General features: G+C 43.9%; 21 protein-coding genes and 2 pseudogenes. 6 read left to right on the top strand and 17 right to left on the bottom strand.

The window, feature by feature from the left end; translation table 11 throughout:
• Nucleotides 1-46: 46 nt before the first annotated feature.
• Nucleotides 47-2,863 (bottom strand): annotated as a pseudogene (locus tag GPLA_RS20495) (TonB-dependent receptor).
• A gap of 536 nt (nucleotides 2,864-3,399) precedes the next feature.
• On the opposite strand from GPLA_RS20495, the gene GPLA_RS20490 reads away from it, so the two are divergent.
• Together GPLA_RS20490 and GPLA_RS20485 are read left to right on the top strand one after the other, a co-directional pair.
• Complete coding sequence (locus GPLA_RS20490) at nucleotides 3,400-5,556, top strand: alpha-galactosidase (protein WP_007106926.1); 2,157 nt, start codon at nucleotides 3,400-3,402, stop codon at nucleotides 5,554-5,556.
• Between the two features lie 178 nt (nucleotides 5,557-5,734).
• Nucleotides 5,735-6,934 carry a dipeptidase gene (locus GPLA_RS20485; RefSeq protein ID WP_007106925.1) on the top strand — a complete coding sequence of 400 codons (1,200 nt, stop codon included), beginning with the start codon at nucleotides 5,735-5,737 and terminating at the stop codon, nucleotides 6,932-6,934.
• Between the two features lie 72 nt (nucleotides 6,935-7,006).
• On the opposite strand, the pseudogene GPLA_RS20480 reads toward GPLA_RS20485, so the two are convergent.
• From GPLA_RS20480 to rsmI, 4 genes and pseudogenes are all read right to left on the bottom strand, one after another.
• A pseudogene (locus tag GPLA_RS20480) lies at nucleotides 7,007-8,303 on the bottom strand (alpha/beta hydrolase family protein).
• A gap of 102 nt (nucleotides 8,304-8,405) precedes the next feature.
• On the bottom strand, nucleotides 8,406-9,059 hold the full coding sequence (locus tag GPLA_RS20475) for a 2OG-Fe(II) oxygenase (protein ID WP_007106924.1): 654 nt from the start codon (nucleotides 9,057-9,059) through the stop codon (nucleotides 8,406-8,408).
• Nucleotides 9,060-9,157: 98 nt separating this feature from the next.
• Entirely contained in the window at nucleotides 9,158-9,664 is a 507-nt protein-coding gene (locus tag GPLA_RS20470) for a 3'-5' exonuclease family protein (RefSeq protein WP_007106923.1), read from the bottom strand.
• A 52-nt stretch (nucleotides 9,665-9,716) separates the two neighbouring features.
• Nucleotides 9,717-10,568, bottom strand: a complete 852-nt coding sequence (gene rsmI, locus GPLA_RS20465; protein WP_007106922.1) for a 16S rRNA (cytidine(1402)-2'-O)-methyltransferase — start codon at nucleotides 10,566-10,568, stop codon at nucleotides 9,717-9,719.
• Between the two features lie 140 nt (nucleotides 10,569-10,708).
• Here rsmI and GPLA_RS20460 point away from each other — a divergent pair, with 140 nt between their 5' ends.
• Genes GPLA_RS20460 through dolP form a run of 4 tightly spaced genes read left to right on the top strand, consistent with a single transcriptional unit; the run spans nucleotide 10,709 to nucleotide 14,265 of the window.
• Nucleotides 10,709-12,700 (top strand): penicillin-binding protein activator, encoded by a 1,992-nt coding sequence (locus tag GPLA_RS20460; RefSeq protein ID WP_007106921.1) that lies wholly within the window; start codon nucleotides 10,709-10,711, stop codon nucleotides 12,698-12,700.
• Nucleotides 12,701-12,713: 13 nt separating this feature from the next.
• Complete coding sequence (locus GPLA_RS20455; RefSeq protein ID WP_007106920.1) at nucleotides 12,714-13,061, top strand: YraN family protein; 348 nt, start codon at nucleotides 12,714-12,716, stop codon at nucleotides 13,059-13,061.
• Between the two features lie 27 nt (nucleotides 13,062-13,088).
• Nucleotides 13,089-13,682 (top strand): phosphoheptose isomerase, encoded by a 594-nt coding sequence (locus GPLA_RS20450; RefSeq protein WP_007106919.1) that lies wholly within the window; start codon nucleotides 13,089-13,091, stop codon nucleotides 13,680-13,682.
• 4 nt (nucleotides 13,683-13,686) lie between these two features.
• On the top strand, nucleotides 13,687-14,265 hold the full coding sequence (gene dolP, locus GPLA_RS20445) for a division/outer membrane stress-associated lipid-binding lipoprotein (RefSeq protein ID WP_007106918.1): 579 nt from the start codon (nucleotides 13,687-13,689) through the stop codon (nucleotides 14,263-14,265).
• 220 nt (nucleotides 14,266-14,485) lie between these two features.
• On the opposite strand, the gene GPLA_RS20440 is transcribed toward dolP, so the two are convergent.
• From GPLA_RS20440 to acpS, 12 genes are all read right to left on the bottom strand, one after another.
• Nucleotides 14,486-14,911 (bottom strand): ClpXP protease specificity-enhancing factor, encoded by a 426-nt coding sequence (locus tag GPLA_RS20440; RefSeq protein ID WP_007106916.1) that lies wholly within the window; start codon nucleotides 14,909-14,911, stop codon nucleotides 14,486-14,488.
• A gap of 14 nt (nucleotides 14,912-14,925) precedes the next feature.
• Nucleotides 14,926-15,558: a stringent starvation protein SspA gene (sspA, locus tag GPLA_RS20435; RefSeq protein ID WP_040515548.1), complete on the bottom strand. Its 633-nt coding sequence runs from the start codon at nucleotides 15,556-15,558 to the stop codon at nucleotides 14,926-14,928.
• Between the two features lie 183 nt (nucleotides 15,559-15,741).
• Nucleotides 15,742-16,476, bottom strand: coding sequence for a cytochrome c1 (locus tag GPLA_RS20430; protein WP_007106914.1), 735 nt, complete (start codon nucleotides 16,474-16,476; stop codon nucleotides 15,742-15,744).
• Nucleotides 16,473-17,741 carry a cytochrome b gene (locus GPLA_RS20425; RefSeq protein WP_007106913.1) on the bottom strand — a complete coding sequence of 423 codons (1,269 nt, stop codon included), beginning with the start codon at nucleotides 17,739-17,741 and terminating at the stop codon, nucleotides 16,473-16,475. The genes GPLA_RS20430 and GPLA_RS20425 overlap by 4 nt, the downstream gene beginning before the upstream one ends.
• A gap of 1 nt (nucleotide 17,742) precedes the next feature.
• Nucleotides 17,743-18,375 (bottom strand): ubiquinol-cytochrome c reductase iron-sulfur subunit, encoded by a 633-nt coding sequence (gene petA / locus GPLA_RS20420; protein WP_007106912.1) that lies wholly within the window; start codon nucleotides 18,373-18,375, stop codon nucleotides 17,743-17,745.
• Nucleotides 18,376-18,631: 256 nt separating this feature from the next.
• On the bottom strand, nucleotides 18,632-19,024 hold the full coding sequence (gene rpsI / locus GPLA_RS20415; protein WP_007106911.1) for a 30S ribosomal protein S9: 393 nt from the start codon (nucleotides 19,022-19,024) through the stop codon (nucleotides 18,632-18,634).
• 12 nt (nucleotides 19,025-19,036) lie between these two features.
• Nucleotides 19,037-19,465 carry a 50S ribosomal protein L13 gene (rplM, locus tag GPLA_RS20410; RefSeq protein ID WP_007106910.1) on the bottom strand — a complete coding sequence of 143 codons (429 nt, stop codon included), beginning with the start codon at nucleotides 19,463-19,465 and terminating at the stop codon, nucleotides 19,037-19,039.
• Between the two features lie 323 nt (nucleotides 19,466-19,788).
• On the bottom strand, nucleotides 19,789-20,376 hold the full coding sequence (locus GPLA_RS20405) for a CBS domain-containing protein (RefSeq protein WP_007106909.1): 588 nt from the start codon (nucleotides 20,374-20,376) through the stop codon (nucleotides 19,789-19,791).
• Between the two features lie 114 nt (nucleotides 20,377-20,490).
• Nucleotides 20,491-20,793, bottom strand: coding sequence for a hypothetical protein (locus GPLA_RS20400; protein WP_007106908.1), 303 nt, complete (start codon nucleotides 20,791-20,793; stop codon nucleotides 20,491-20,493).
• 164 nt (nucleotides 20,794-20,957) lie between these two features.
• Nucleotides 20,958-21,806 (bottom strand): nucleoside triphosphate pyrophosphohydrolase, encoded by an 849-nt coding sequence (gene mazG, locus GPLA_RS20395; protein WP_007106906.1) that lies wholly within the window; start codon nucleotides 21,804-21,806, stop codon nucleotides 20,958-20,960.
• Between the two features lie 2 nt (nucleotides 21,807-21,808).
• The gene (relA, locus tag GPLA_RS20390; protein ID WP_007106905.1) at nucleotides 21,809-23,971 is read right to left on the bottom strand and encodes a GTP diphosphokinase; all 2,163 of its coding nucleotides are present in this window, start codon (nucleotides 23,969-23,971) and stop codon (nucleotides 21,809-21,811) included.
• Between the two features lie 274 nt (nucleotides 23,972-24,245).
• Nucleotides 24,246-24,626 carry a holo-ACP synthase gene (gene acpS, locus GPLA_RS20385; RefSeq protein WP_007106904.1) on the bottom strand — a complete coding sequence of 127 codons (381 nt, stop codon included), beginning with the start codon at nucleotides 24,624-24,626 and terminating at the stop codon, nucleotides 24,246-24,248.
• Nucleotides 24,627-24,628: the final 2 nt, after the last annotated feature.

Genomic DNA, 24,628 nt, shown 5'->3' with positions numbered 1-24,628 from the left:
GATATGTGCAACGAATGTACGGTCGTTGTACTTATTTGTAACAAACTTAGAAGCTAGCACGTACACCCACAGCGTAACGTGTCCCAGTATCTTGAATTTGTGTTATCTGATTAGCAAAACGGCCGTGTTTAACGGTCTCTTCGCCTGTTAAGTTGATACCTTCAAAGAACACTGTCACGTTCTTGTTGATGTCATAACTTGCGCTTGCATCCCATTGACCATAAGTATCAACGAACTCAGGTTCGCCGGTACCAGCGGATAGGGTTTGCAAGAAAGCTTCCCGGTTGTTGAACGCAATACGAGCTTGCCATGCATCCTGCTCGTAGAAAACGATTAGGTTTTGTGAATCACCAAGTCCTTCGAGGGCAAACGTCTAAGCAACGTTGCTGGTATCGATTGCCGCATTGCTGTTTACAACCGTTGCGTTAGCGGTGAAACCAAAGCCGTTGTCCCACACATGCGTAATAGCTACTTCAAAACCATTCACTTCAGCGGTTTCGCCGTTTTGCGGACGGCTCACTAAGAAGTTTTCAGAAATACCCTGAAGTTCATCAGCAACCACTGCGCCAGGAGGAAGGTCATCCTCAGCACAGTTGCCACAAATGTTGCCCACTGTATTTGAACGATCTGCGAGTACAAATGATTCGTCACCGCGTAAGGTTACAATAAAGTCATCAACTTCTTTGTTGAAGTAAGCAAATGTCAGTGAACTTGCGTCAGCAAAATACCACTCGAAAGATAAATCCCAGTTCTCAGATTTAAACGGTTTTAAGGCTGGGTTACCGCCGGATGCCGTTAAGTTTTGAAGGCGAGGCTCGCCAATATTCGTTGCTGGTGAAAGCTGAGACAATGTAGGACGTGTTAACGAGTCATAGATTGAGAAACGCAATACCATGTCATCTTGAACGTCTAACTTAAAGTTAACGCTAGGCAGTAAATTAGCGTAACTACCGCCCTTGGTAACAGGGAGTGTTGCGTCAGAGAACACGTTGGCAAACAAAGTGGTATCACTGGTGGCAATAACGTCATCTAGAATACGCTCTACACCATTGACTGACGTCGTTGTCTCACTGTAGCGAGCACCAAGGTTTACTGTCCAGGGCATATCGCCTAAATCACCTTGGAATACAAAGTCCATGTACAAGCTAGTGACTTCTTCACTGATGATAGAGAAGTCATCAAGACGCTCTGGCGCCCAAGCGTTATTAGCAGCAATAATTGCCGCCGTAGAACCTGGCGCTAACCCTAGAGAGGCATCGTTCGCGGCTTGCATTTCAGTGTTTGATGCTAATACATCAAAAAAGCCGGCAGCGTCATAGGTATACCATGTGTCGGTTACGCCACTGAAGAAGTTGTTTGCTGTGTAGGGGGTAAGTGTCCCTTCCGGAACGGGCACACGATAACCACCAAACAAGCCAAACATTTGGCCTAAATTGTTGGTATGCGAGTAGTTTTGAATCGACTTTTCACGGTCTTGATAATAAGCCCCAAAGGTCATACGAGTGAACGTATCGCTATCCGGCAAGTAAACAAAATCGGCTTTTAATTCGGTAATTTCATCTTTGTCGTTGTCGCCACTTTTACCATAAACGTGAGCACGGCCGAGATCTGACGACGGAAGTCCCGCAGACGTGATGCCATCGTGCTGAGTCAAGAAACTGCCATTTTCAAGTGTTGTTTGGTAATTGTTTACGATACCAATAACGGTAAAGTAAGTGTTGCCATCAGACGTATCATTTTCAGCGGTAGACGTAGATACATCGAAGTTAGCTTTTAGGTTGTCACGAATATCCCACTCGACATTTAGACCAAATGCTTCGATCGATACATCGCGACGATTACCTGTGCTTTCTACAAAATCAGTTGCTGCATTTCCGCCGACTTGATCAATATAGGTAGCAGTACGGGTTGCTTCATCAAACTCTACTGAGCCAACGCGAGTTGGTTCGTACCAAGCCGCTAAGTCGTGCTGAACGGAGTCAACTTCAAATTCAGATAAGAAACCGTCAAAGGTAATGGAAACTTCTTCGGTAGGAGCATATTGCAGCACCAATGATGCGTTTGTTCTGGTACGTTCTTGCACATCAGAGATGTGATCGACGTTACGTGGAATATAAATATTACTGGCAAGTACATCACCTGCCGTATTAGATACCGTGATACCAGGACGCCAGCCGCTGGTGCCGATTGAATTAATGTCTACATCACGCTTCTGGTGAGATAGCGCCAGTAACACACCCATTTTGTCATCATCAAAGGTATTACTGACTAAGAAAGAAGCACTAGGAGACGTTTTCTCGTTTAAGTCTTCATAGGTTCCTTTAAGAGAACCAGCCATTCTGAAGCCTTCGTAATCAAAAGGTCGTGCAGTACTGACATTGATTGTCGCGCCGATCCCCCCTTCCTGAAGAGTTGCATTGGTACTTTTATATACATTCGCGCCAGTAATGATCTCTGCAGCCAGTACGTCAAAACTGAATTCACGACCTGGGTTTTCAGTTGCCAGTTGACGACCGTTAACCAAAACGTTATTAAACTGTGGGCCAAAACCACGAACCGTTACAAATTGCCCTTCACCGCCACTACGGTCGATGGATACACCCGTAATACGTTGCAGGGATTCAGCGACGTTTAAATCAGGAAACTTACCTAAGTCTTCTGCGGCTATGCCATCAGAAACAATTAGCGATTCTTTTTTGTCTGACATGGCGCGCTTTAAACTGCTTACGATACCGCGAACTTGAATGACTTCTAAGTCGTTGTCGGCAGGTGTTTGCTGTGCTGCTGCTTGCATAGATAAACCAGCAACAGTAGGTACTATTAAGGCGGCTTTAACGGCCGACCAAAGGTATGACTTTTTCATGGGATGTGCCCCGTATGTGTGTCCAGTTAATATCATGTGTTCTTCGTTTTTTAAACGTTGTGCAAGCTTCAGTTCCACTCAAACCACCTGCATAACTATAGGATCATGCCACTCAGCTCACCTACTGATATGTATGTTAAATAGTATTAATACAACTTGTCAACATATGTGCAACATTCCTTCATACAAAAAAACTTCTTCGCGCTTAATTAGAATTACCTCAAAAACACCACAAATACATTTTAAATCAATACCTTAAAAAAACCCCTCAACAATAAAGAGGAAAATAATTCAACTCAGAACCACCCAAGCATAGTCGCTATTTTCACGTATTGTTGTCATTAGTTAATCAAAGGTAAAATTCCCTACAATCCAGTAGGCACCTGTTGTAGCCCATCGAAAATTGCAAGCTCTCGATACTAATGGTTGAATAAAACAAGCTTATATTTAAATAATACTATTTATATGTTTAAAAAAAGATTAAAATATCCTATTCTTAATTCTCGCCTAATACACCATCAATTTGAGGACCCAACATGACGCAACACGCCGCACAATTTATTGCACTGCATGGGCAAAAAAGCAGCCTAATCTTAGACGTAGGGTGCGAAACGCCACAGATCATATATTGGCGCGCTAAGCTGTCCGAGCAATCAACGGGCGATATGATGCGGGCCTTACGCTTACGCCAAGAAGCGCCCGTGTCTCCCATTGAAGAACTAAACCTATGCATTACTCCCACATCAGGACAAGGCTTTATCGGTTTACCAGGATTAAGTTTACGCGGTGAACAGGATCAATGGGCGGCAAATCCGCTGCTCACAAAGGTTGTACAGGACAACGAGCACAGCCTCTCCCTTATCAGCACAGACAGTGCCCGTGGTATTGAGGTTGTGGTCAGAATTGAGCTTGACGTAGAAAGCGATGTGCTGACCTTTAACACCACAATCAACAACATCAATTCTCAAACGGTGACAATTGATTGGTGTTCGGCGGCGACGATCCCGACACCTAACGATTTCGATCAAATAGTGGGTTTTGAAGGCCACTGGGCGGGTGAGTTCCAGCAACACTCATTAGACGCCTTTTTTGGCTCTTACGTACGAGAAAACCGCCGAGGTAAAACGTCTCACGATAGCTATCCAGCCCTGTTGTTACACCCTAAAACGACCAACCAAGCTCAAGGGGAAGCCTATGGCTTTCATTTAGGTTGGAGTGGTAATCATAAAATCGTCGCTGAAAAAATGGCTGATGGACGTTCGTATGTGCAAATGGGCGAGCTTCTTTTCCCTGGCGAAATTAATTTAACACAAGGTCAAAGCTATCAAACACCTACCTTGTTCGCCAGCTTCACTGATCAGGGTTTGTCGGCCTTATCTCAGCAATTCCACCAATATGTGCGCAGTCATATTATCCGTCAAAGCGTGCATGACAAGCCTCGTCCTGTGCACTACAACACCTGGGAAGGGATTTACTTTAACCACGACCTTGCAACGTTAAAAGACTTAGCCGCACGTGCGGGCGAATTAGGTGCGGAACGCTTTGTATTGGATGATGGTTGGTTTAATGGACGTGATGATGACACGGCTGGTTTAGGTGATTGGTTTGTAGATAAGAAATACTACCCACAAGGCTTAACTCCTCTTATCGACCACGTTAAAGCTCAAGGTTTGGAGTTTGGCTTATGGTTCGAACCTGAAATGGTTAACCCTGATAGCGAGTTATATCGTCAACATCCTGAATGGATACTGGGTAACGAAATTAACAAGCAGTTGGATAGTCGCCATCAGCTTGTGCTCGACTTATCCCGTCCTGAGGTATTTGATTACCTATACGAACGTTTAGATTCCCTGTTGACTGAATACGATATCAGCTATATTAAATGGGACATGAACCGCGATTTAAACCACCAAGGCAATCATTCAGGCAAACCTGGTGGCCACAATCAAATACATGCATTTTATCGTTTACTCGATAACTTACGTGCGGTGCACCCTAAAGTAGAAATTGAAAGCTGTGCGTCTGGTGGCGGTCGTGCCGATTACGGTGTATTAGCGCGCACCGATCGTGTATGGACTTCGGACTCTAATGACGCCCTAGAACGTCTAAAAATACAAAACGGCTTCTCCTATTTTTTACCGTCAGAATTGATGGGCTCACATGTTGGCCCAAGAGAATGCCACATTACCCACCGTACTGTATCCATGGAAATGCGCGCTTCGGTGACGTTATTCGGCCATATGGGCATGGAAATGGATTTACGTGAACTGACCGACGGGGAAAAAGTCGAGTTAAAAGCGATGACCGACTTATACAAACAGCATCGAGCTCTAGTGCATAGCGGCGATCTTTTCCGTTTAGAACTTGCGCCCTATATGAACGGCTTAGGGATTGTTGCCAAAGATAAATCTCAAGGTTTGTTTTCCTATAGTTTGGTGGCGTGTAGCTCAGCCTCATTACCGGATCAGTTCAAGTTTGCAGGTTTACATAAAACCAGTCAGTACAAACTGGATATCATTTGGCCAATAAAAAACACGGACAAGTGGCCTAAGTCAGGTTTATTTGGTTTTGCAAATCATCTAAGCGCAGTTGACGGGCAAGTATTCAGTGGTGAACTACTCATGCAGCTCGGTATGCAAATGCCATTATTAACCCCCCAGAGCAGTTTATTGTTCCACCTCACCAAGGTTTAATTCTCAACTTAAAAGCCACGCTTGTTGTAACAAGCACGCGTGGCTTTACTTTACCCTCACTTCCTTTATACCATCGACTTATGAGCAGGCGTGATCATATACACGTCGGCTAACCTTGCTATCGAGCAATGGCACGCCTAGTGAATGACTTAATATAAAAATAAATCAAAGGAACGATATGAAACACCTACATAAAACGACGCTATTTATCGCTTGTACCCTTGCCTTTAGCAGTGCGGTGAATGCAACATATCAAGCATCAGAAAAGGCACGAGCCTTGACGCAAGACACCATACTTATCGATTCGCATATTGATGTGCCATACCGCGTGAGTGAAAAATGGGTCGATGTCACACAAGCTACAGAGGATGGAGATTTTGACTACCCTCGTGCCAAGGCAGGCGGCTTGAACGCACCTTTTATGTCAATATACGTACCGGCTAGTCTTGATGATTCTGATAAATCGACTGCTTTGGCGCATAAACTCATCGATTATGTTGAAGCCATTGTAGGGCGTGCCCCAGACAAGTTTGCCATTGCAAAAAGCGTCAAAGACGTAAAAGAACAGTTCAAGCAGGGTTTAATTTCATTGCCCATGGGAATGGAAAACGGTTCCCCAATACAAGGTAATTTAGATAACCTGAATACCTTCTATGAACGCGGAATTCGTTACATCACACTTGCTCACTCTCAAAGTAATCACATTGCTGACTCGTCCTATGACATTCGTCGCAAATGGAAAGGCTTAAGCCCATTTGGTAAAAAACTGGTCGAGGAAATGAATAACATCGGCATCATGGTGGATATTTCTCACGTCTCGGATCAAGCATTTTATCAAGCCATCGAGATCAGCAAAGTACCGGTTATCGCATCTCACTCATCTTTGCGTAAATTCACCCCTGGGTTTGAGCGCAACATGGACGATGTCATGATCAAAGCGTTAGGCAAGAATGGCGGTGTGATTCAAATTAACTTCGGTTCAACCTTTGTGAGCAAGTTATCGCAAAACTGGCGTAATCAAATGACAACTAAGCGCAAAGCCTTAGTTGAAGAAGCCGGTCAAGACAGCCCACTTGTAAAAGCATTTGACGAAGAGTATGCAGTCAAAAACCCCTTTCCCTTTGCTAGCGTAGACACAGTACTTGACCATATCGATCATGTGGTTGAGCTAATCGGTATCGATCATGTGGGCATTGGTTCTGACTACGACGGTGTGGGAGACTCGTTACCTGAAGGGCTGAAAGATGTATCCAGCTACCCGAATTTAGTACAGGGTCTGTTGGATCGCAATTATTCAGAAGCAGACATTAAAAAGATTTTGAGTGGAAACTTTTTGCGTGTTTGGCAAGCAGTAGAAACCTACGCTGACAAGCATTAACCGCTTAGGTTAACATCATAAAAAAAGCCCGTTTACTCAGTCGTAAACGGGCTTTTTCATATCTCACAAATACTACTTAGCGTTTGCACCGCGATAAAAACGTATCCCGGTCGCCCAACGGTCAGGAAACCCCGGCCACGCTTGTGTTAACTTCCCTTCACTGTCTTTAACTTGTGTTGCATTGTCACGCTTAGGTAAGTAAGCACACTTGCTGTCGTCCTTTTTCACGAAGCAATCCAGAAATGCCAAGCTCATATGCATATTAATACGGTTTAGCTGTTCGTTACTCCAGCTAGGCTCAATATAATGACCTAAATCCGCATCAGTCTCATAAGCGATTTTCGGCGCTGGATGAGGCGCAATATTATGCCGGGCATTTTCATAAACCATCAGGTACTTGTCTTTACTGCCCGTCTGCTCAAATAATTTTTTAACTACCATTTTCGTATCCTGACACGTCATCTTGATCACCTGATACATATAAACTAGGCACAGTAATTGTTTTCATAGACTTAGCATCATGCACAGATGATTCCCCGCCCCATGGCGCATAGGCGATCATCGCTTGCCAACGACTATCGACTTCATCTCGCCCTGCGTGGCAACTGTTGAATACAGGAATTAGCTGTTTTGCTGCGTCTTCAGGGAAACCTAAGCGCTGTAATCCTGCCTGATTAAAGCCGTAACATGCACCAATCGTGTTAATCGCACCAAAGCCCCCCATTGAATACCCAATCACGGCAGCATGGTCCGTGTCAGTAATATTGGCGATCGCAGAGTCATCTTGGCTAAAGTAGTCGAGCACAAATTGTTGGTCTCTCGCGCGATTGACCAATGTACTAGGGAAACCAGAAAAGCCAGAATTAACAAAATCAACGTCTTCGGTGGTGGAATCAGTGTGATCAATTCCTACTACCACATAACCATGACTAGCTAAATGCTCCCCGAGATAATACATAATCGTTCGATAACCTGTGTATCCGTGGGATAACACGATTAAAGGAAATTGGCCTGTTTTTTGCGCTTGAGCATTTCGATGGCCAGTGCCGATCAGACTAAAGGGTTTATGCAGTCGCGTGACATTCTCATAGGTAGCCAACTCTTCAGTTGCCGCATTAGCAGCCGCTGGATACCAGACTTCAAGCGTTAGTGGTCGATCTTCAAACGAGGTAAACGTTTGCGTGTTTAGCTGCTTTTCATGTACCACTTGCAGCGTTTTCACGCCAACAGGATACTGGCCTGGATGCGCAAGTTCAGGGGTAATTGAGGGTTGTTGAGTATACAAATTCTCCGGCACTGGTGCCGCAGTTACCTGTGTGCTTATGGTCAATAAAGCGGCGAGACACAGTGTTTTGCTTTTAATTTTCATAAAGTTTCCCTTGCCTAGGTAAATAATGCGTTTCTTATATGTTAAGCAAATTTATATTATTTGTAATATTTATTGCAATAGACAATGTGTAACTATCTGCACTCAACGCGGCGGATCTATTTGTCCACCTATACTGTTATTGGTACGAAACCAACCCGCTATACTATAACGATCACGTTTGGCAGTGCGTACTTCATGAGGAAACTGCTCACTGAGAAAAATAACGCATTGGTTAAAAATAGGCTCAACTATTAAAAAGGGTGATACTTGTTCATCATGAAACATAAGTAACTCGCCTTGGTCAGCTTTGACCCAATCGGCGTTTAAATAAACAACACTACTCAGTAATCGGTTACTGCTTCCTTTAAAAGCATCCACATGACGTTTGTAAAAATCACCTTGCCCATAATGTGCAAAATGACTCTCATAATCGAATAGTCCTAAAAATAAACGCCGATTGATCTCTATGCGCAGATGCTCCATGAGTTTTAAATATAAACCTTGGGTTTCACTTTGGTTGTTAAGCCAGGCAATGCTATCACTACGCACTTGGGTATTAACTTGCTGCAACTGTTCTCGGCCGATGGCGGCTTGTTTAAAACTCAAGCGATGATCGCTACTCGCTTCAAGGTAAAGTGCATTGGCCACGAGTTCAGGTAAGAAATCAGCCACAACACAATAACCGTATACCGTCAGTTGCTCACAGATAGTCGCAATCACCTGCTCATCTAAGCAGCCTGCATCGTGTCTTTGCATTAAATAGTTAATATCCTAATGGTGGGTAATTAGCGAGTCAGGTAAAGGATGCTATGTAGCAACGTAAACCAAGAGAGAAAGCGACCTTGTTACTAACATTATTCAATCTTAGCGTGACGTGTTTCCAGATAAGTCTGTAAAATAATCGCCGCATCGTGGCTCGCTCGATGACGCTGTGCTTGGGTTTGAGTTAAAATGCGAGACTTAGTCACATGCCAATTATTCATTTGTTGTTCATTTAAAATAATTTCTAGTTGGCTAAGCTCGAATTCCATTTTCATGCCTGCACTTTCAAACAAGCGCGATAACCATGGACTATCGACAACCCAGCCGTCTGAGTAAGCTGTTTTTCCTACTAATAATTGGTTAAGTTCGATACACACTTGGTGTACCGGCGCACCTTTCTCGTTCAACATCTGACGGCTAATTCCATGCAGAGACTGGGCCTCTTCGCTCCAATGTAACCAGCCATTTGCTGGGCGAATAAGGCGACAAAAGCGGCTATCGCTATTCAGGGCAACGCCAACTTCAATCGGGTAGCTATCAGCGCCAAAACCGCTGGCCTCAATGTCGAGGATAATAGGGGAGATCACGCTACTACGCACTAAAATTCAGCTCCATGTTCAATTAGCATTCGCTTCACCGCAGCGAGCGGAATTAATCAGCTTTTGTTTCGCTAAACGCCAGCCCCATTTGATATAAGGTATTTTTTTTCAAACCGTATTGCTGCGCCACTATACCAGCAGCTTTCTTAGGAGGGAGTTCCCCCATTAGCAGTTTAAGCAACTTCAATGCCTCTTCCGGTATTTCATTTGCGTCGGTTTTGTATCCCGCCACCATGAGTACGAACTCACCTCGCTGATGGTTCGAATCAGCATGCAACCATTCAAGGGCTTCATCTGCAGTGCCCGAATAAAATGTCTCAAACGTTTTACTTAATTCTTTGGCAACCACCACTTTTCGTTCGCCACCGAGTACATCAACAACCGCTTGCATAGTATCTGCAATCCTGCGCGGCGACTCATAGAAGACACATGTTGCCGTTTCACGTTCGATAGACTCGAGAGCTTGTATTTTTGCCTGTTGCTTAGCGGGCAGAAATCCATCAAAACGAAAGCGGTCGGTCGCCAAGCCTGCGCCACTTAAAGCGGTGATGGCTGCACAAGGGCCTGGTAACGGAATAACGTCCACATTATTAGCACGACATTGATTGACCAGACCATAGCCTGGATCGCTAATCAACGGTGTGCCTGCATCAGAGATTAGGGCGATATTCAATCCTTGGTGCAATTTTTCAATTAGTTGCTTAGCACGCTGGGTTTCATTGTGATCATGCAATGAGATAAGGCGCGTCGAAATATCAATATGTTGCAACAATTTTTGGCTATGTCGAGTATCCTCGGCAGCAATTAAATCAACCTCGCCCAATACCCTTATTGCACGCAGCGTAATATCTTCTAGATTTCCAATTGGGGTAGGAACAATGAACAGCTTTCCAAAATTTGCCACTATGTAACGCCTTTTAACAATTATATCGCTATTTTACCTTGTAACTTCCCATTACAGTACACCCTCAGCAGGTAGATATTTGTCAGCGTTGGTATAAACTAACGGGCGAATTATCAAGATGTTAAGTGAGTGCACCTTTAATGAAATTAATCAGGTCGGTAGTGGTTGTTAGCCTAGTCGTTTTTATGGCTTCATGTGCAGATGCACCGAACAAAAAAAATACGCTAAAACGCCCAGATATCAAGGTAGTGCAACCAGACCGAGAGCTTAGCAGTCAATATTACCTAAACCAAGCCCAACGTAAGTTCGCGGCAAACGGCGACACCACTGAACGCAACGGTTTACTGTTGTTAGCTGCAGAAACATTGCAACACGAACAGCATTGCAATGCGAGTATCAAACTTCTCAACATTCTGACACCTGAACTTATTCATCCCGAATATCAGTCCCAAGCTCAGTTGTTATTAGCTGAATGTTATATGCAGTTGCCTTCGCCTGCCGTACCACAAGCGCAAAAATTACTCACGAAATTAACCTCATATCCTTCAGGACGCGCGCGTATTGACGCGGTTCAAGCCCAAATTGATGAACACCAACATCAATGGCTTGACGCCAGTAAGCATCTGCTCGCCGCTGGTGATATGAACGAAAAGAACAGTCTTAGGCTGTGGGAAGCGCTGGGACAACTTACCAGCTCACAAGCCAAGCAAGTCATCATTGATGAACCTAGACTCAGGTCTTGGCTTGAGCTAAAGAACATAGTGCTGCAGCAAGGTTTACGTCCTGAAATATTGCAAGATAGAGTGAGCCAGTGGCAGACTGCACATGCCTCTCATCCTCTTTCCCAAACATTACCCGAATCATTGCTTAAAGCCATGCAAAAAGCGACTATTTCACCCAAGCGCATCGCGGTCTTATTACCTTTGACCGGCCGACTAGGCAGTCAAGGTAACGCTATCAAAGATGGCGTCATCGCTGCCTACATAGCACAACTAAACGATATATCTATCACCAATAGCAATCCTGCCGCCACCAATATTGAATTGCGCTTTTTTGATTCAGCACTCAAAACACCACAGGAGCTTAACGCATTAGTACACGATTATGACGTTATTATCGGGCCGCTATTAAAAGAAAAGATTGCCGAATTAATTACGCTTCTGCCAGCGGGGAAGTCCGTGCTAGCGCTGAACAGAATCGACTCGATTGTATCAAACGAATTATCTACAACCCGTGAACAGTCCTTAGCTACATCAGGGCCACAACTTTCTGAATCTCCCTTGTTAGCCCAACCGTTAGATGGCGCCAACAACATGAATTCCTTAGAAACACAACATTCAGACAGTGCTGAAATATATTACTTTTCACTGGCACCTGAAGATGAGGCGATTCAACTGGCCAAGCATATTTATGCATCAGGATTGCGTCATCCGATCGTGTTAGCCGCTGATACCAACACTACCCAGCGGATGTCTGAAGCGTTTGTCGAGCAATGGCAGATTCATCAACAGCAAAGGGATTATGTTGCTCCGGCAACCGGTACCTTCACTGACAGTAAAAACATGCGTAAGTTGGTCTCTGAATTGCTCGATGTCGAGCAAAGCCGTCAACGGGTAAAACAAATAGAATTACTCACCACCAGTGAAGTGTATGCAGTGGAACGTAATCGACGCGACGTTGATGCCATCATACTGTTTGCGAATCCGGAGCAAACCGAATTATTAAACCCGATCATTGAATCCAGTTTAAGTCCTTTTGCCGCTAGAGACATTTCGGTTTTTGCTTCATCAAGAAGTTACACATTAGATTTAAACAAGAACAGCATTCGTGATTTACGTAATCTAACCTTTATCGATATGCCCTGGATGATGCCAAATAATCCTTGGCAAGATCTAGCGAAAGATGCACAAACGCTCTGGCCCCAGAGTCAGGATAGTCTGCTCCGACTTTTTGCACTTGGCTACGACGCCTATAATCTAGTGCCTAAGTTACGTCATCTCAAACTTTTACCCATAACCTCGGTGAAAGGCTTAAGCGGAGATCTGAGTATCAGTGCTGACGGGGAAATACACCGCGTTTTACCTTGGGCTAAAGTGGCACAAGATAGAGTAACTCCCATTGTCATGGACTAACCCTTGGCGATCCTTGAAAAAGGGTGAGCAAGGCGAAGCACAAGCATTAGCTTATCTTCAACAACAAGGCTTACAGTTAATTAGCCAGAATTATCGATGTCGAAGTGGTGAAATTGATATCATTATGCAAGATGGCCAAGAACTGGTATTTATCGAAGTCAAATACCGTACTAGTCAGCAATATGGCAGTGCAGTAGAGTTTTTTCACCCGCATAAACGACGTAAGTTCGAGTCCGCAATCCAGCACTATATGCTAGAGCATCAGCTTAATCCTTCGTTAATCGCCCACAGAATTGATATAGTCGGCATAGATGTATTAAGTAACAACAATGATAAAATCAGCTGGTTAAAGTATGTATAGCAACAACTACCCAGTATTGGAGCATGAATGTTAGAGAGTGTTAAAGCTAATTTTACTGAGAGCATTCAGACCATGATTGCCTCTCTTGAAGAATTACCCGAGCCCATTGCCCTCGCCACACAAATGATGGTTAATGCGCTCATTAATGGAAATAAAATACTGTCTTGTGGCAACGGAGGCTCGGCGGCGCATGCACAAAGTTTTTCATCGCAAATGCTTAACCGTTACGAACGAGAAAGACCTAGTTTGCCAGCCATAGCATTAAACACGGATGCATCGACTCTTACCTCAATTGCCAACGATTTTAGTTATGATGAAGTGTTTTCAAAGCAGGTTCGCGCACTCGGACAAACAGGCGATATATTACTGGCCATTTCTCCTAATGGAGCCTCACGTAGCGTGATAAATGCGATGGAAGCTGCCTTGAGTAGAGATATGACTATTGTCGCCCTAACCGGCCAAGACGGTGGCGAGATGGCCGGTTTACTTGGTCCAAATGATGTGGAAATACGTGTGCCATCAAGCCGAGCCGTGCGCATCCATGAAGTCCATCTGTTGGTGATCCATAATCTTTGCGAGGGAATAGATGATTGCTTATTCCCCGAAACTTCACAGGAGTAATTACGTGCTTAATTATCAACCCAGATTACTCGTAGGCGCACTATTAGCCCTAACCCTATTACAAGGTTGCGCTGCATTAGTAGTAGGTGCAGGGGTAGGCGCAGCATCCGCCGCCCATGATCGCCGCTCCTTGGGCACTCAACTAGATGATAAGACCGTCTCTAGCCGTATATCCATCGCCTTATCTGATAACCCGGCTATTGATAAACAGGCCAATATTCACGTACACGTTTTTAATGGTTCGGTATTATTGGTAGGCCAAGCGCCAAACGAAGCTTTGATCCGCCAAGCACAGGAAGCGGCAACATCAGTCAAAAACATTGAAAAATTACATAATCAAGTACGTTTGGGACCACCCGTCTCTGCTACCACCACGACCCATGATGTTTGGCTAGCCTCCAAAATTAAGGCAAATCTAATTTCAGATAGACGTATTGATGGTTTTCATATTCACGTGGCCGTAGAAAACTCAGAGGTATTTTTAATGGGCTTAGTCAGTACTAAAGAAGCCGAAGTCGCTGCAACAGTTGCACGTAACATTGACGGTGTTAAGCAAGTCATTAAAGCATTCGAATACTTATAGATTTAACTTTAGAAAAGAGCCGCCTGATCTCTCGGGCGGTCTACAGAAATGTGTTATGGCATTTATCGCCATACGTTACTCCCAAACGATAATTTCCGCCCAGAGTCCCTTTCACTTAGCAAAGATGGTAAACATCGAACCGCTCATGTCATTGCGCTTGAGTAAATTTCAAACATAAAAAAAGGTGCTCGAAAGCACCTTTTATAAATTCTAAAATACGTTACTTAACGATAGTTAGATTTGGCTTACCTTTTTTACTTGGCGCTGAAGTACTGTCAGATTTACCGGATGATTGCACTGGTGATGGCGTTAGATCGCTACCATCGCCTTCAAAATCATCTTCGGCCGTGAACACAGTTCCTGCACCATTTTCTTTAGCATAAATGGCTAACACCGCTTTGCAAGGCACCACTATATTGCGTGGCACACCACCAAAGCGAGCATCAAAGGTGATTTCACTATTGCCGAGTAATAACTTGCCACAAGAAGCAGGAGAAACATTCAGCACTATCTGACCATCACGTACATGCTCTTGCGGTACCAAGGCACCAGACACATGTGCATCAACCACTATATAAGGCGTTAGATTGTTATCTACAATCCATTCATAGAATGCACGGAGTAAATACGGTTGATTGGATGTCATATCGTCATTTCCCACTATAGAGGGTTATGAATTTCACGTTCTTGGTCGGTCAATGACGCTTTGAACGAACTTCTTTCAAAAATGCGATTCATATAACCACGCACGTCTTTAGCGCCACTACCGGAAAGCTCAATACCCAATGATGGTAAACGCCACAATAACGGGGCAAGATAACAGTCAACCAAGCTAAACTCTTCGCTCATAAAAAACGGGGTTTCAGCAAACAAAGGTGCCAAGCTCAATAAGGCTTCACGCAACTCATTACGTGCTGTGGCTACATCGCCTTTACCCGCTAGTACTTGCTCAGCAAGCTTATACCAATCATTTTGAATACGGTGCATAGTCAAACGACTCTGACCACGAGACACAGGATAAACCGGCATCAATGGAGGATGAGGAAAACGTTCGTCCAAGTATTCCATGATGATATGTGAGTTATAAAGTACTAACTCTCTGTCGACCAAGGTTGGGACCGTGCCATAAGGATTCAAATCGATTAAATCTTCTGACAGGTTGTTTTTCTCGATATAGCTGATTTCTACTCCAACACCTTTTTCAGCAAGTACTATGCGCACCTGATGACTATAAATATCGATGGTGTCTGAGAACAACGTCATAATAGAACGTTTATTGGTGGCTACAGCCATTAAGCTTCCTCCTAAATTCAAATTTCCAACCGCGACTAAGCTAGCCAAAAATTCAATTATCACTGTCTTTGTTACCTACGAAGAAGAACATTGACAGTAAAACGGTAAATTAATCTACCAGTGATGAGAAAGGGGCGCTGGGCCCCTTAAAATTTTGCGGATTATACATTAACTTTTGTTGAATTAATGCACATCTCTCCAATATTCTTTCTTGAGCAAATAAATAAGCACAAAGAAGACTAACAAGAACACTATGACCCAACGACCAATACTTTCAGACTCTAAGCGTGAAGGCTCGCCGGTATAAACTAAATAGTTCACTAAATCCAATACCGCAGTATCGTATTCTTCTGGGCTAAGCACACCTGAGCCATCTGACTTGATACCGACATAGCGCTCAACCATTTCACCATCAACCATATGGGCTTCGGTCGTTTTGCTCGGCACACCTTGTAACTCTTGAAGCACATGAGGCATCCCGACTTCAGGGAAAACTAAGTTGTTCACACCAAATGGGCGAGATTCATCAACGTAAAAAGTACGTAAATAGGTATATAGCCAATCAGCACCACGAACCCGGGCAACCAAGGTTAGATCCGGTGGCGGTGCACCAAACCATTTAGCCGCTGAATCTGCTGGCATACCATTTTTAATAAACTCACCTGGTTTTTCGCCGGTGAACTGTAGGTTCGCTTGACCCAACTCCACAGGTACATCCAAATCTTCGAATGCCCGCTGATAACGTTGGTACTGCATTTGGTGACAGCCTAAACAATAATTTTGAAATAACATGGCGCCACTTTGCAATGAGGCCTTATCAGTTAAATCATAATTAGCTGTGTCTAAGTGCGCACCACCACCGGCAGCAAATACTGCATTAGGTAGTAAAAAGGCTAAAACGAGTATTAACTTCTTCATCCTGTAATCCTCGCTGGAACTGGCTTAGTCTTTTCATTCTTACTGTATATCCACAATAAGAAAAAGAAGCCGAAATACATTATGGTTAAAATTTGTGAAGCGATGATTTTCCACGCTTCTTGTGGAGTACCGCCTAAATAACCTAGGAAGATAAATACACCAGCAAAAATAATGAGATTCCAAGTGTGCAAACCACAACGATAACGCCATGATTTTACTCGTCCTCTGTCGATCCAAGGCAGAAGTGCAAGGGCAACAATTGCAGCGAACATACAAATAACACCGCCCAATTTGTGTGGTACTGCTTTCAAAATTGCGTAGAAAGGCGTGAAGTACCAAACAGGGAAGATATGTTCAGGTGTTTTAAGACCATTAGCAATTTCAAAGTTTGGATGCTCTAGGAAGTACCCACCCATGCCTGGGTTAAAGAACATTACATAACAAAATGCGATCAAGAAGAGGCTAAAGGCAACCAAATCTTTCAGTACTATGTGCGGGAAGAACGGCACGATGTCATCGATGATGTCGTACTTACTCGTATAATATTCGTGTATTTTAAACTTGGTTTTTTCGTCTTCGCTCAATGAGCCTTTCTTACGCTTAACGTCAGTACCGTCTGGGTTATTCGAACCCACTTCGTGAAGTGCAACGATATGTAGGAACACAAGAATAACGATAACAAGTGGTAAAGCGATAACATGTAACGCAAAGAATCGATTCAACGTTGCCCCAGATATGACGTAGTCACCCTGGATCCATACCACTAAATCAGGACCAATAACGGGAATTGCGCTAAATAGGGAAACAATAACCTGCGCTCCCCAGTAGGACATTTGTCCCCAAGGTAAAACGTAACCCATAAAGGCTTCGGCCATCAGAGCCAAATAGATGAACATACCGAATAACCACAATAATTCACGTGGTTTCTGATACGAGCCGTAAATCATTCCGCGGAACATATGTAAGTAGACAACAATAAAGAACGCTGATGCGCCAGTACTGTGCATGTAACGTAATATCCAGCCATATTCAACATCACGCATAATGAACTCAACCGATGCAAACGCACGTTCAGCTGATGGTTCAAAGCTCATAGTCAACCAGATACCAGTGACAATTTGGTTAACTAAAACGATGGTGGCTAAAAAACCAAACACATACCAGAAGTTCATGTTTCGGGGAGCAGGGTATTGAACAGCATGCATGTTAGCAACACGCATGATAGGCAAGCGGTATTCAATCCATTCCATTAAGTTTTTGAACATATTATGCCGCTCCTTCTTCGGAACCAATTAATATGGTGTTGTCGTCCACATACATGTACGGCGGAACAACCAAGTTAAGAGGTGCAGGTACGTTATTGAATACACGACCAGCCATATCAAACTTAGAACCGTGGCAAGGACAATGGAAACCTTCAGGTACACCTTCAACATATTCTTCGAATGCGCCATCTTTAAGATGTTGTGGAGAGCAACCTAGGTGAGTACATATACCGACGAGTACCAAATATTCTTCTTTGAGTGAGCGATAAGGATTGCGCGCAAATTCAGGTTGTTGGTCTTCTTCAGAGTTAGGATCTTTTAATAAATCATCTATTTTTGATAATGATTCAATTAACTCAGGCGTCCGTCGGGCAATCCAGACAGGTTTGCTACGCCAAACAACGCGAATAAGTTGTCCAGGTTCAATCTTACTAATATCTGCTTCTACGTCAGCACCTGCGGCTCTCGCTTTCACACTTGGGTTCCATGAACCTATGAAAGGAATAGCGACACCTACTACACCGACACCACCTACTACAGACGTTGCGACAGTCAAAAATCGACGCCGATTATTATCTTGCGGTTGGCTTTCGGCAACAGACGAATCATTCGCATCTAATGATACATTGCTCATCCAATAATCTCCGAGGGTTGAATTTGCTCATACTTCTTTACAAAAAGGCATATTTAATTTACGCACTAGAAGAAGTTATAGTTTTGTCATTAACCGAAAATGATAAAAGAAAACCCACAATAAATACAAGGAATTCGTTAATAAAACGAAGAAATACTGAGACTTAAGGGGGAAATTTAGACAAGACGGCATATTGAGCAAATAACAGCCAAAAAAAACCCGGCAAATAGCCGGGTTTCGAATTCGTAATAAACGATTAACGTTTTGAGAATTGTGGACGCTTACGCGCTTTATGTAGACCCACTTTCTTACGCTCAACTTTACGTGCATCACGGGTTACAAAACCAGCTTTACGTAGAGCAGGACGAAGTGTCTCATCAAATTCCATCAATGCACGAGTAATACCGTGACGGATTGCGCCAGCTTGGCCGCTAATTCCGCCGCCAGCAACTGTGACGTATAGATCGAATTTTTCAGTCATCTCAACCAATTCAAGTGGTTGACGAACAATCATTCGTGCTGTTTCACGGCCAAAGAATTCATCTAGAGGACGTTTGTTAACAACGATGTTACCGCTACCAGCGCGAAGAAAAACACGAGCGGTAGAGCTTTTGCGGCGACCAGTGCCGTAGTATTGAGTATCTGCCATTTTCTATGTTCCTTAAATGTCTAAGACTTGGGGCTGTTGAGCAGCGTGCTTGTGCTCAGGACCGGCGAAGACCTTCATTTTGCGGAACATATCGCGCCCAAGAGGACCTTTTGGCAACATACCTTTAACCGCTTTTTCAATGATCATCTCTGGTTTGAAGGCTTGTAACTTCTCGAAGTTAGTCTCTTTAAGACCGCCTGGGTAACCTGAGTGAGAGTAGTACATTTTACCTTTGGCTTTGTTGCCGGTAACTTTTACTTTCTCTGCGTTGATCACAACAATGTAATCCCCTGTGTCCACGTGAGGTGTGTACTCAGGCTTATGCTTTCCGCGTAAACGGCTAGCAATTTCAGTCGCTAAACGACCAAGTGTTTTGTCTGCGGCGTCTACCACATACCATTCACGTTTTACCGTTTCTGGCTTTGCAACAAAAGTTTTCATCTAATATTACCCAAAAAATATGTGTCTAAAATGTTACGTTGTTTCTGTTATTTCAAACCTAAGTTTGCAACCGCAGAAACTGCTTAAAATCAATACACTGACCCCTTCGAGTCGTATGATTCTTCCACTTTCCCAAAGTGGGTGTAACTGGGCAGGGCGCGAATTATACAGATGTTTCTATTAAACGCGAGTAGAAATTGTGCGATCCGTTAGTAATTATTTAAGATAAATAACCACAGACAAGCAATAATAGGTGGTGTTGAGGGAGATTGAATGAAAATAATTCTCCCTCTCGTACAATCGGACAACGGATCAGAGCCCGCTTACCCATAGGCTTTAAAAAGAGGTGCCTCGCTATATACCTCATTAAAGATATCGAAGAAGGTAGGACTGACACTTAAATTCATAGCGATACCCAAGCCTCGGGCTAAATCACTGGCTGACACAATCCCCCGAATTTGGTGCTCTTGACTGTCAACCACTAAGCAATGTTGCAACCCATTGGCTTTAAGCATTTCAACCACGTCGCCAATACTTGAACGCTTCAGCTCTCTGAATAAGATCACTTTTAGGTCTTCTTTAGTGCGCATAAAATGACGTACACATAAGTCTGCCCGCTCAATTCCAGACGCTATACGTTTGATTTTCTCTTGGTCATTTAAGTCATCTAAACTGATAACGCCAAGAAATTTGTGCGCACTATCAAGGACGATTTTAAGGCGCACCTTTTCTTCGATCATTCGTTGCTCTACTTCCGTAATCGGTGTATCAGCTTGAATAACAATGGGTTTAGATTTTTTGAAATCGGTGAATACAGACATCGCTGGCGAATCTAAGGTAATACCTTGATAGGTTTCTGGCCAAGCTAGCTCATCTAATTGATTTAGTTCGTAAAGGGCGATATTTTTCATGATTTTCTTCCCAAAACCTCGCGCAAGGTGTAGCCAAGGCAAAGATCTTTATTTAATTAATTTAATTTGTGCACCATTGCTTTAGCACAATGTGTGAACTGTTTGATTGTTAAATTAATTAATGGAAGGCGGAGCGCGAATGCTACTTAAATCATAGGTTTGGCGGAAAAAGGAGGGGACACCACTGATGTAGTGCGTTTGATAAAACGCAACTGCTAAGGTTGGAAATATAAAGCCAACATAGGAGTGCTCATCACGATCTTCGGCTTGTTCAGTTATCTGTAACGACTGCGAATCAAACGCATCGGACAACAGCGCACTGCGTTCGATATTGACATTGCCATTAGTCGTCGCTCGTCCCTCAAAACTGAGTAACGAGAACAATAACGGTAATAGCAGTACAAGTAGTTTATTCATAACTTAATGCGAAATAAGAAACGCAATACCTCTTTCAAGCGCAAATCTAAAAATCTATACCTTGAATTTACACGTCAGCAACAAAAAATGAAATCAAAGTTTGTAACAAGCAACGTCAAACAAAAAGCCGTCATAAGTTAGGGCCTTGAATTAGGCAAAAAGTTCTATTGTTTTTTGGCTTGCTGCCAAAACGCTTCGAGTTCGCTTAACGAGCAATCCTTTACACTTTGCCCTTGGGCGCGAACAAGAGACTCCACTAGCCTAAAACGCTGTTCGAATTTAGTCGACGCTTTTCGCAACGCACTCTGGGCATCGACCTTGACGTGGCGGGCTAAATTTACCACTGAAAATAATACGTCACCGATTTCATCTTCAATAGCAGCTTGACTCGGATCCGGCGCATTCACCTCCGCCATGACCTCTTCAATTTCTTCTTGTAGCTTATCTAGTACAGGAGAAAGTGCATCCCAATCAAACCCCGCCTTGGCACATTTTTGCTGTAATTTTTGTGCTCTAAGCAGCGGCGACATACCGAGGGGAACATTGGCTAAAATGCTGTCGTCTCGGTTGATACCTGCGCTAAGCAGTTCTTGCGCTTTAATCTGTTCCCACTGCCCTTTCTGGGGGAGAATAGTTTTGCCATTTTTGTCTGGGAATATGTGCGGATGACGGCGGCGTAATTTAGCTGACATACTGTTAGCTACGTCGGCGAATGCAAACCCGCTCTGCTCCTGTGCTATCTGGGCATAAAACACCACTTGAAAGAGTAAATCACCTAATTCATCACGGATTTCATCCATATTACCTTTATCAATGGCATCAGCCACCTCATAGGCTTCCTCAATCGTATAGGGCGAAATACTGGCAAACGTCTGCTGCTTATCCCATTCACATCCTGCTACAGGATCTCGCAGTTGGCGCATAATGCTGAGTAATTCATTTAGCGCACCTGCATTTTCACTATCTTGTGTCACGCTCTCAGGACGATGACCTTGTGACAATAACTTAGACATAATTAATTATCCGTGCGTTGTATCATGGCAACGCCTTTTATTCCTTCGATACGGCTCATCACCCGGGATAGTCCTGATAAATCTTTCAGCTCAAGGCGCAGCGATATGCGCGCTAAACCTGACTTAACATCACTGGCACTATTAACCCCCAACAAACCAACCTTTTCGTTCGCTAAAACAGTGGTGATGTCTCGTAGCAAGCCATCCCTGTCACTGCAAAAAACCTGCACATAAGTTTGAAATGATGCACTAATATTACTCGCCCAATCTACGTCAATTTCACGCTCAGGGTGTAACTCTAATAAATGACTTAGTTGGTCACAGTCCTCTCGATGCACACTCACGCCGCGTCCTTGGGTGATGTATCCTTGAATGGATTCACCAGGAAGAGGCTGGCAACAACCCGCAATCAGCGTCATCAGATTTCCCACGCCTTCAACCACAACCGTGTCTTTTTTGAATTTGTTCGACTGCGGTTTTTTCGGCTTTATTCTTGGATCTATTTCAGCTGGCGGCGCATGCAGCTGTTGCAAGTAGTTAACGACCTGCATAAGACGAATATCACCGGCGCCGATAGCTGCGTACAGATCATCTGCCGTATTCATGTTATAGCGTGAGCAAGCTTCAGATATATCTCTGCTTTCGATACCCGCTTTTTGCAACTCTCGTTCAAAAATCTCCTTACCTGCGGCGAGGTTTTTATCTCTGTCTTGTTTCTTAAAGTAGGTGTGTATTTTCGCTCGCGCCCGTGACGAGTGAACATAGCCCAATCCGGGATGCATCCAGTCACGACTTGGGTTAAGTTGCTTGCCGGTTAAAATATCAATCTGGTCACCGGTACGCAGTTCATAAGTGAAGGGCACGATACGTCCACCGACTTTCGCTCCGATACAACGATGCCCCACATTACTGTGAATGTAATAGGCAAAATCCAGAGGAGTAGAGCCCAACGGTAGGTCAACTACATCGCCTTTTGGGGTAAATACATAAACACGATCATCAAATACTTGACTACGTAGCTCTTCGACTAAGTCACCTGACTCCGCCACTTCTTCTTGCCACAAAAGGATTTTTCGTAGCCAATTAATACGTTCTTCATAACCAGAGCGACTGCTACTGGTACCCTCTTTGTAGCGCCAATGGGCAGCTACACCCAGTTCCGCATCTTGATGCATCTGCGCGGTACGAATTTGGATTTCAATGGTTTTATCTTCTTTGCCTAATGTCACCGTATGGATCGATTGATAGCCATTCGGTTTTGGCGTGGCAATGTAATCATCGAATTCCCGGGGAATATGTTGCCAGTTAGAATGCACAACCCCTAGTGCGCCGTAGCAATCCTGTAAACGGTCAGCAATGATACGCACCGCTCGAATATCAAATAGTTGCTCAAAACTAAGGTGTTTCTTTTGCATCTTTTTCCAGATGCTATAGATATGCTTGGGTCGCCCATAGACCTTAGCCTTGATGTTTTGTTCATCTAATGCGGCTTGCAGTTCTTCAACAAAATCAGCGATATACTGCTGACGGTCAGTGCGTCGTTCATCCAGCAAGTTCGCAATTTGCATATATGTTTCGGGGCGTAAATAACGAAACGAGAGATCTTCTAATTCCCATTTTAACTGGCCAATACCTAGACGGTTGGCCAAAGGTGCATAAATGTTCGCACACTCCCGTGCGACTAAAACCCGGGTCTCTTCGTCTTGATTTTTAACCTGTTGCAAGGCACAAATACGTTCAGCCAATTTAATGACCACAGCGCGCACATCTTCCACCATTGCAAGTAACATACGTCGTACATTATCTATCTGTTCTTCGTCGTTTTTACGTGTGCTATTTGCTCTAGTATGCAATGACTTAATGGCATCCATGCGCCTAACGCCAGTAATAAGCTTTTGAATGCCCGCGCCAAACTGCGCTTCGATTTGTTCTTCGGTTAATTCGTGAGTTTGACAATAGGGATACACAAACGAAGCTTGAAGGGTTTCGTCGTCCATGTGTAATTCGTGCAGGATCTCCACCATCTCCTGACCAACCAAGAGTATTTCGGGGGTATCAGACACCACTCGCAGCTTGTGTTTACATTCATCTGAGAGCGATAAAGAGTCTAGCCACTCATCGAAAGGAGGCCGTTTGGATTCATGAACTTTGCGGATAGCAACCATAACGTATCCCTGTACTAAATAGCGTTAACACCCACGCGCTTGCCCAGGCAGAAAAATGGTAAATATATACAGTAAATGCGCCAACTTTTCCGAAAAGACTAAGTCTTTTGGTATTGATAACTAACGAGTTACATTCGCTGGAATAGTGGTCAAACGCAGTCTAAATTTACCGATAATAAGTGATTATACTAACAAAAATATCCCCCCATAGATGTAAATACTGCATTTTTGGTGCGCCTAACCATTGCAGCGCACCAAAAGCTCGCAATATATTTTAAGGGGACTCTAAAATTACGGTCGCAATCGCGTAATGTTGCTCGTCAGAAATAGAGATATGGCTCGAGGTTATATTGCGCTGTTCGCATAACTGAGAAAATTTAGCGTAAAAACGTAAAAATGGCTGCCCAGAAGGTAAATTATGCACTTCGACATCTTGAAAGCTAATGCCATTTCCAATGCCAATACCCAGCGCTTTCACCGCTGCCTCCTTGGCTGCAAAACGCTTGGCCAAATACCGTGCAGGAAACGTATGCTCATCAAAAATAGCCAGTTCAGTAGCGGTTAACACCCGCTGTGCCAATCGATTAGAACGTGCTAATTGCTTCTCGATGCGCGCAATTTCAACTATGTCTGTGCCTAACCCCATCACTGCCATGA

Origin of the sequence: Paraglaciecola polaris LMG 21857 (assembly GCF_000315055.1) — a bacterium.
Taxonomy (GTDB): Bacteria; Pseudomonadota; Gammaproteobacteria; order Enterobacterales; family Alteromonadaceae; genus Paraglaciecola; species Paraglaciecola polaris.
The sequence above is the reverse complement of the archived record's forward strand: the minus strand, read 5'-3'. Positions and strand labels throughout refer to the sequence as shown.

What these genes read in the sequence shown, in the direction of transcription:
- GPLA_RS20490 (WP_007106926.1), top strand. Translation starts at nt 3,400, where the DNA reads ATGACGCAACACGCCGCACAATTTATTGCACTGCATGGGCAAAAAAGC.
- GPLA_RS20485 (WP_007106925.1), top strand. Translation starts at nt 5,735, where the DNA reads ATGAAACACCTACATAAAACGACGCTATTTATCGCTTGTACCCTTGCC.
- GPLA_RS20475 (WP_007106924.1), bottom strand. Translation starts at nt 9,059, where the DNA reads ATGCAAAGACACGATGCAGGCTGCTTAGATGAGCAGGTGATTGCGACT.
- GPLA_RS20460 (WP_007106921.1), top strand. Translation starts at nt 10,709, where the DNA reads ATGAAATTAATCAGGTCGGTAGTGGTTGTTAGCCTAGTCGTTTTTATG.
- GPLA_RS20450 (WP_007106919.1), top strand. Translation starts at nt 13,089, where the DNA reads ATGTTAGAGAGTGTTAAAGCTAATTTTACTGAGAGCATTCAGACCATG.
- GPLA_RS20440 (WP_007106916.1), bottom strand. Translation starts at nt 14,911, where the DNA reads ATGACATCCAATCAACCGTATTTACTCCGTGCATTCTATGAATGGATT.
- sspA (WP_040515548.1), bottom strand. Translation starts at nt 15,558, where the DNA reads ATGGCTGTAGCCACCAATAAACGTTCTATTATGACGTTGTTCTCAGAC.
- GPLA_RS20430 (WP_007106914.1), bottom strand. Translation starts at nt 16,476, where the DNA reads ATGAAGAAGTTAATACTCGTTTTAGCCTTTTTACTACCTAATGCAGTA.
- GPLA_RS20425 (WP_007106913.1), bottom strand. Translation starts at nt 17,741, where the DNA reads ATGTTCAAAAACTTAATGGAATGGATTGAATACCGCTTGCCTATCATG.
- petA (WP_007106912.1), bottom strand. Translation starts at nt 18,375, where the DNA reads ATGAGCAATGTATCATTAGATGCGAATGATTCGTCTGTTGCCGAAAGC.
- rpsI (WP_007106911.1), bottom strand. Translation starts at nt 19,024, where the DNA reads ATGGCAGATACTCAATACTACGGCACTGGTCGCCGCAAAAGCTCTACC.
- rplM (WP_007106910.1), bottom strand. Translation starts at nt 19,465, where the DNA reads ATGAAAACTTTTGTTGCAAAGCCAGAAACGGTAAAACGTGAATGGTAT.
- GPLA_RS20405 (WP_007106909.1), bottom strand. Translation starts at nt 20,376, where the DNA reads ATGAAAAATATCGCCCTTTACGAACTAAATCAATTAGATGAGCTAGCT.
- GPLA_RS20400 (WP_007106908.1), bottom strand. Translation starts at nt 20,793, where the DNA reads ATGAATAAACTACTTGTACTGCTATTACCGTTATTGTTCTCGTTACTC.
- mazG (WP_007106906.1), bottom strand. Translation starts at nt 21,806, where the DNA reads ATGTCTAAGTTATTGTCACAAGGTCATCGTCCTGAGAGCGTGACACAA.
- relA (WP_007106905.1), bottom strand. Translation starts at nt 23,971, where the DNA reads ATGGTTGCTATCCGCAAAGTTCATGAATCCAAACGGCCTCCTTTCGAT.
- acpS (WP_007106904.1), bottom strand. Translation starts at nt 24,626, where the DNA reads ATGGCAGTGATGGGGTTAGGCACAGACATAGTTGAAATTGCGCGCATC.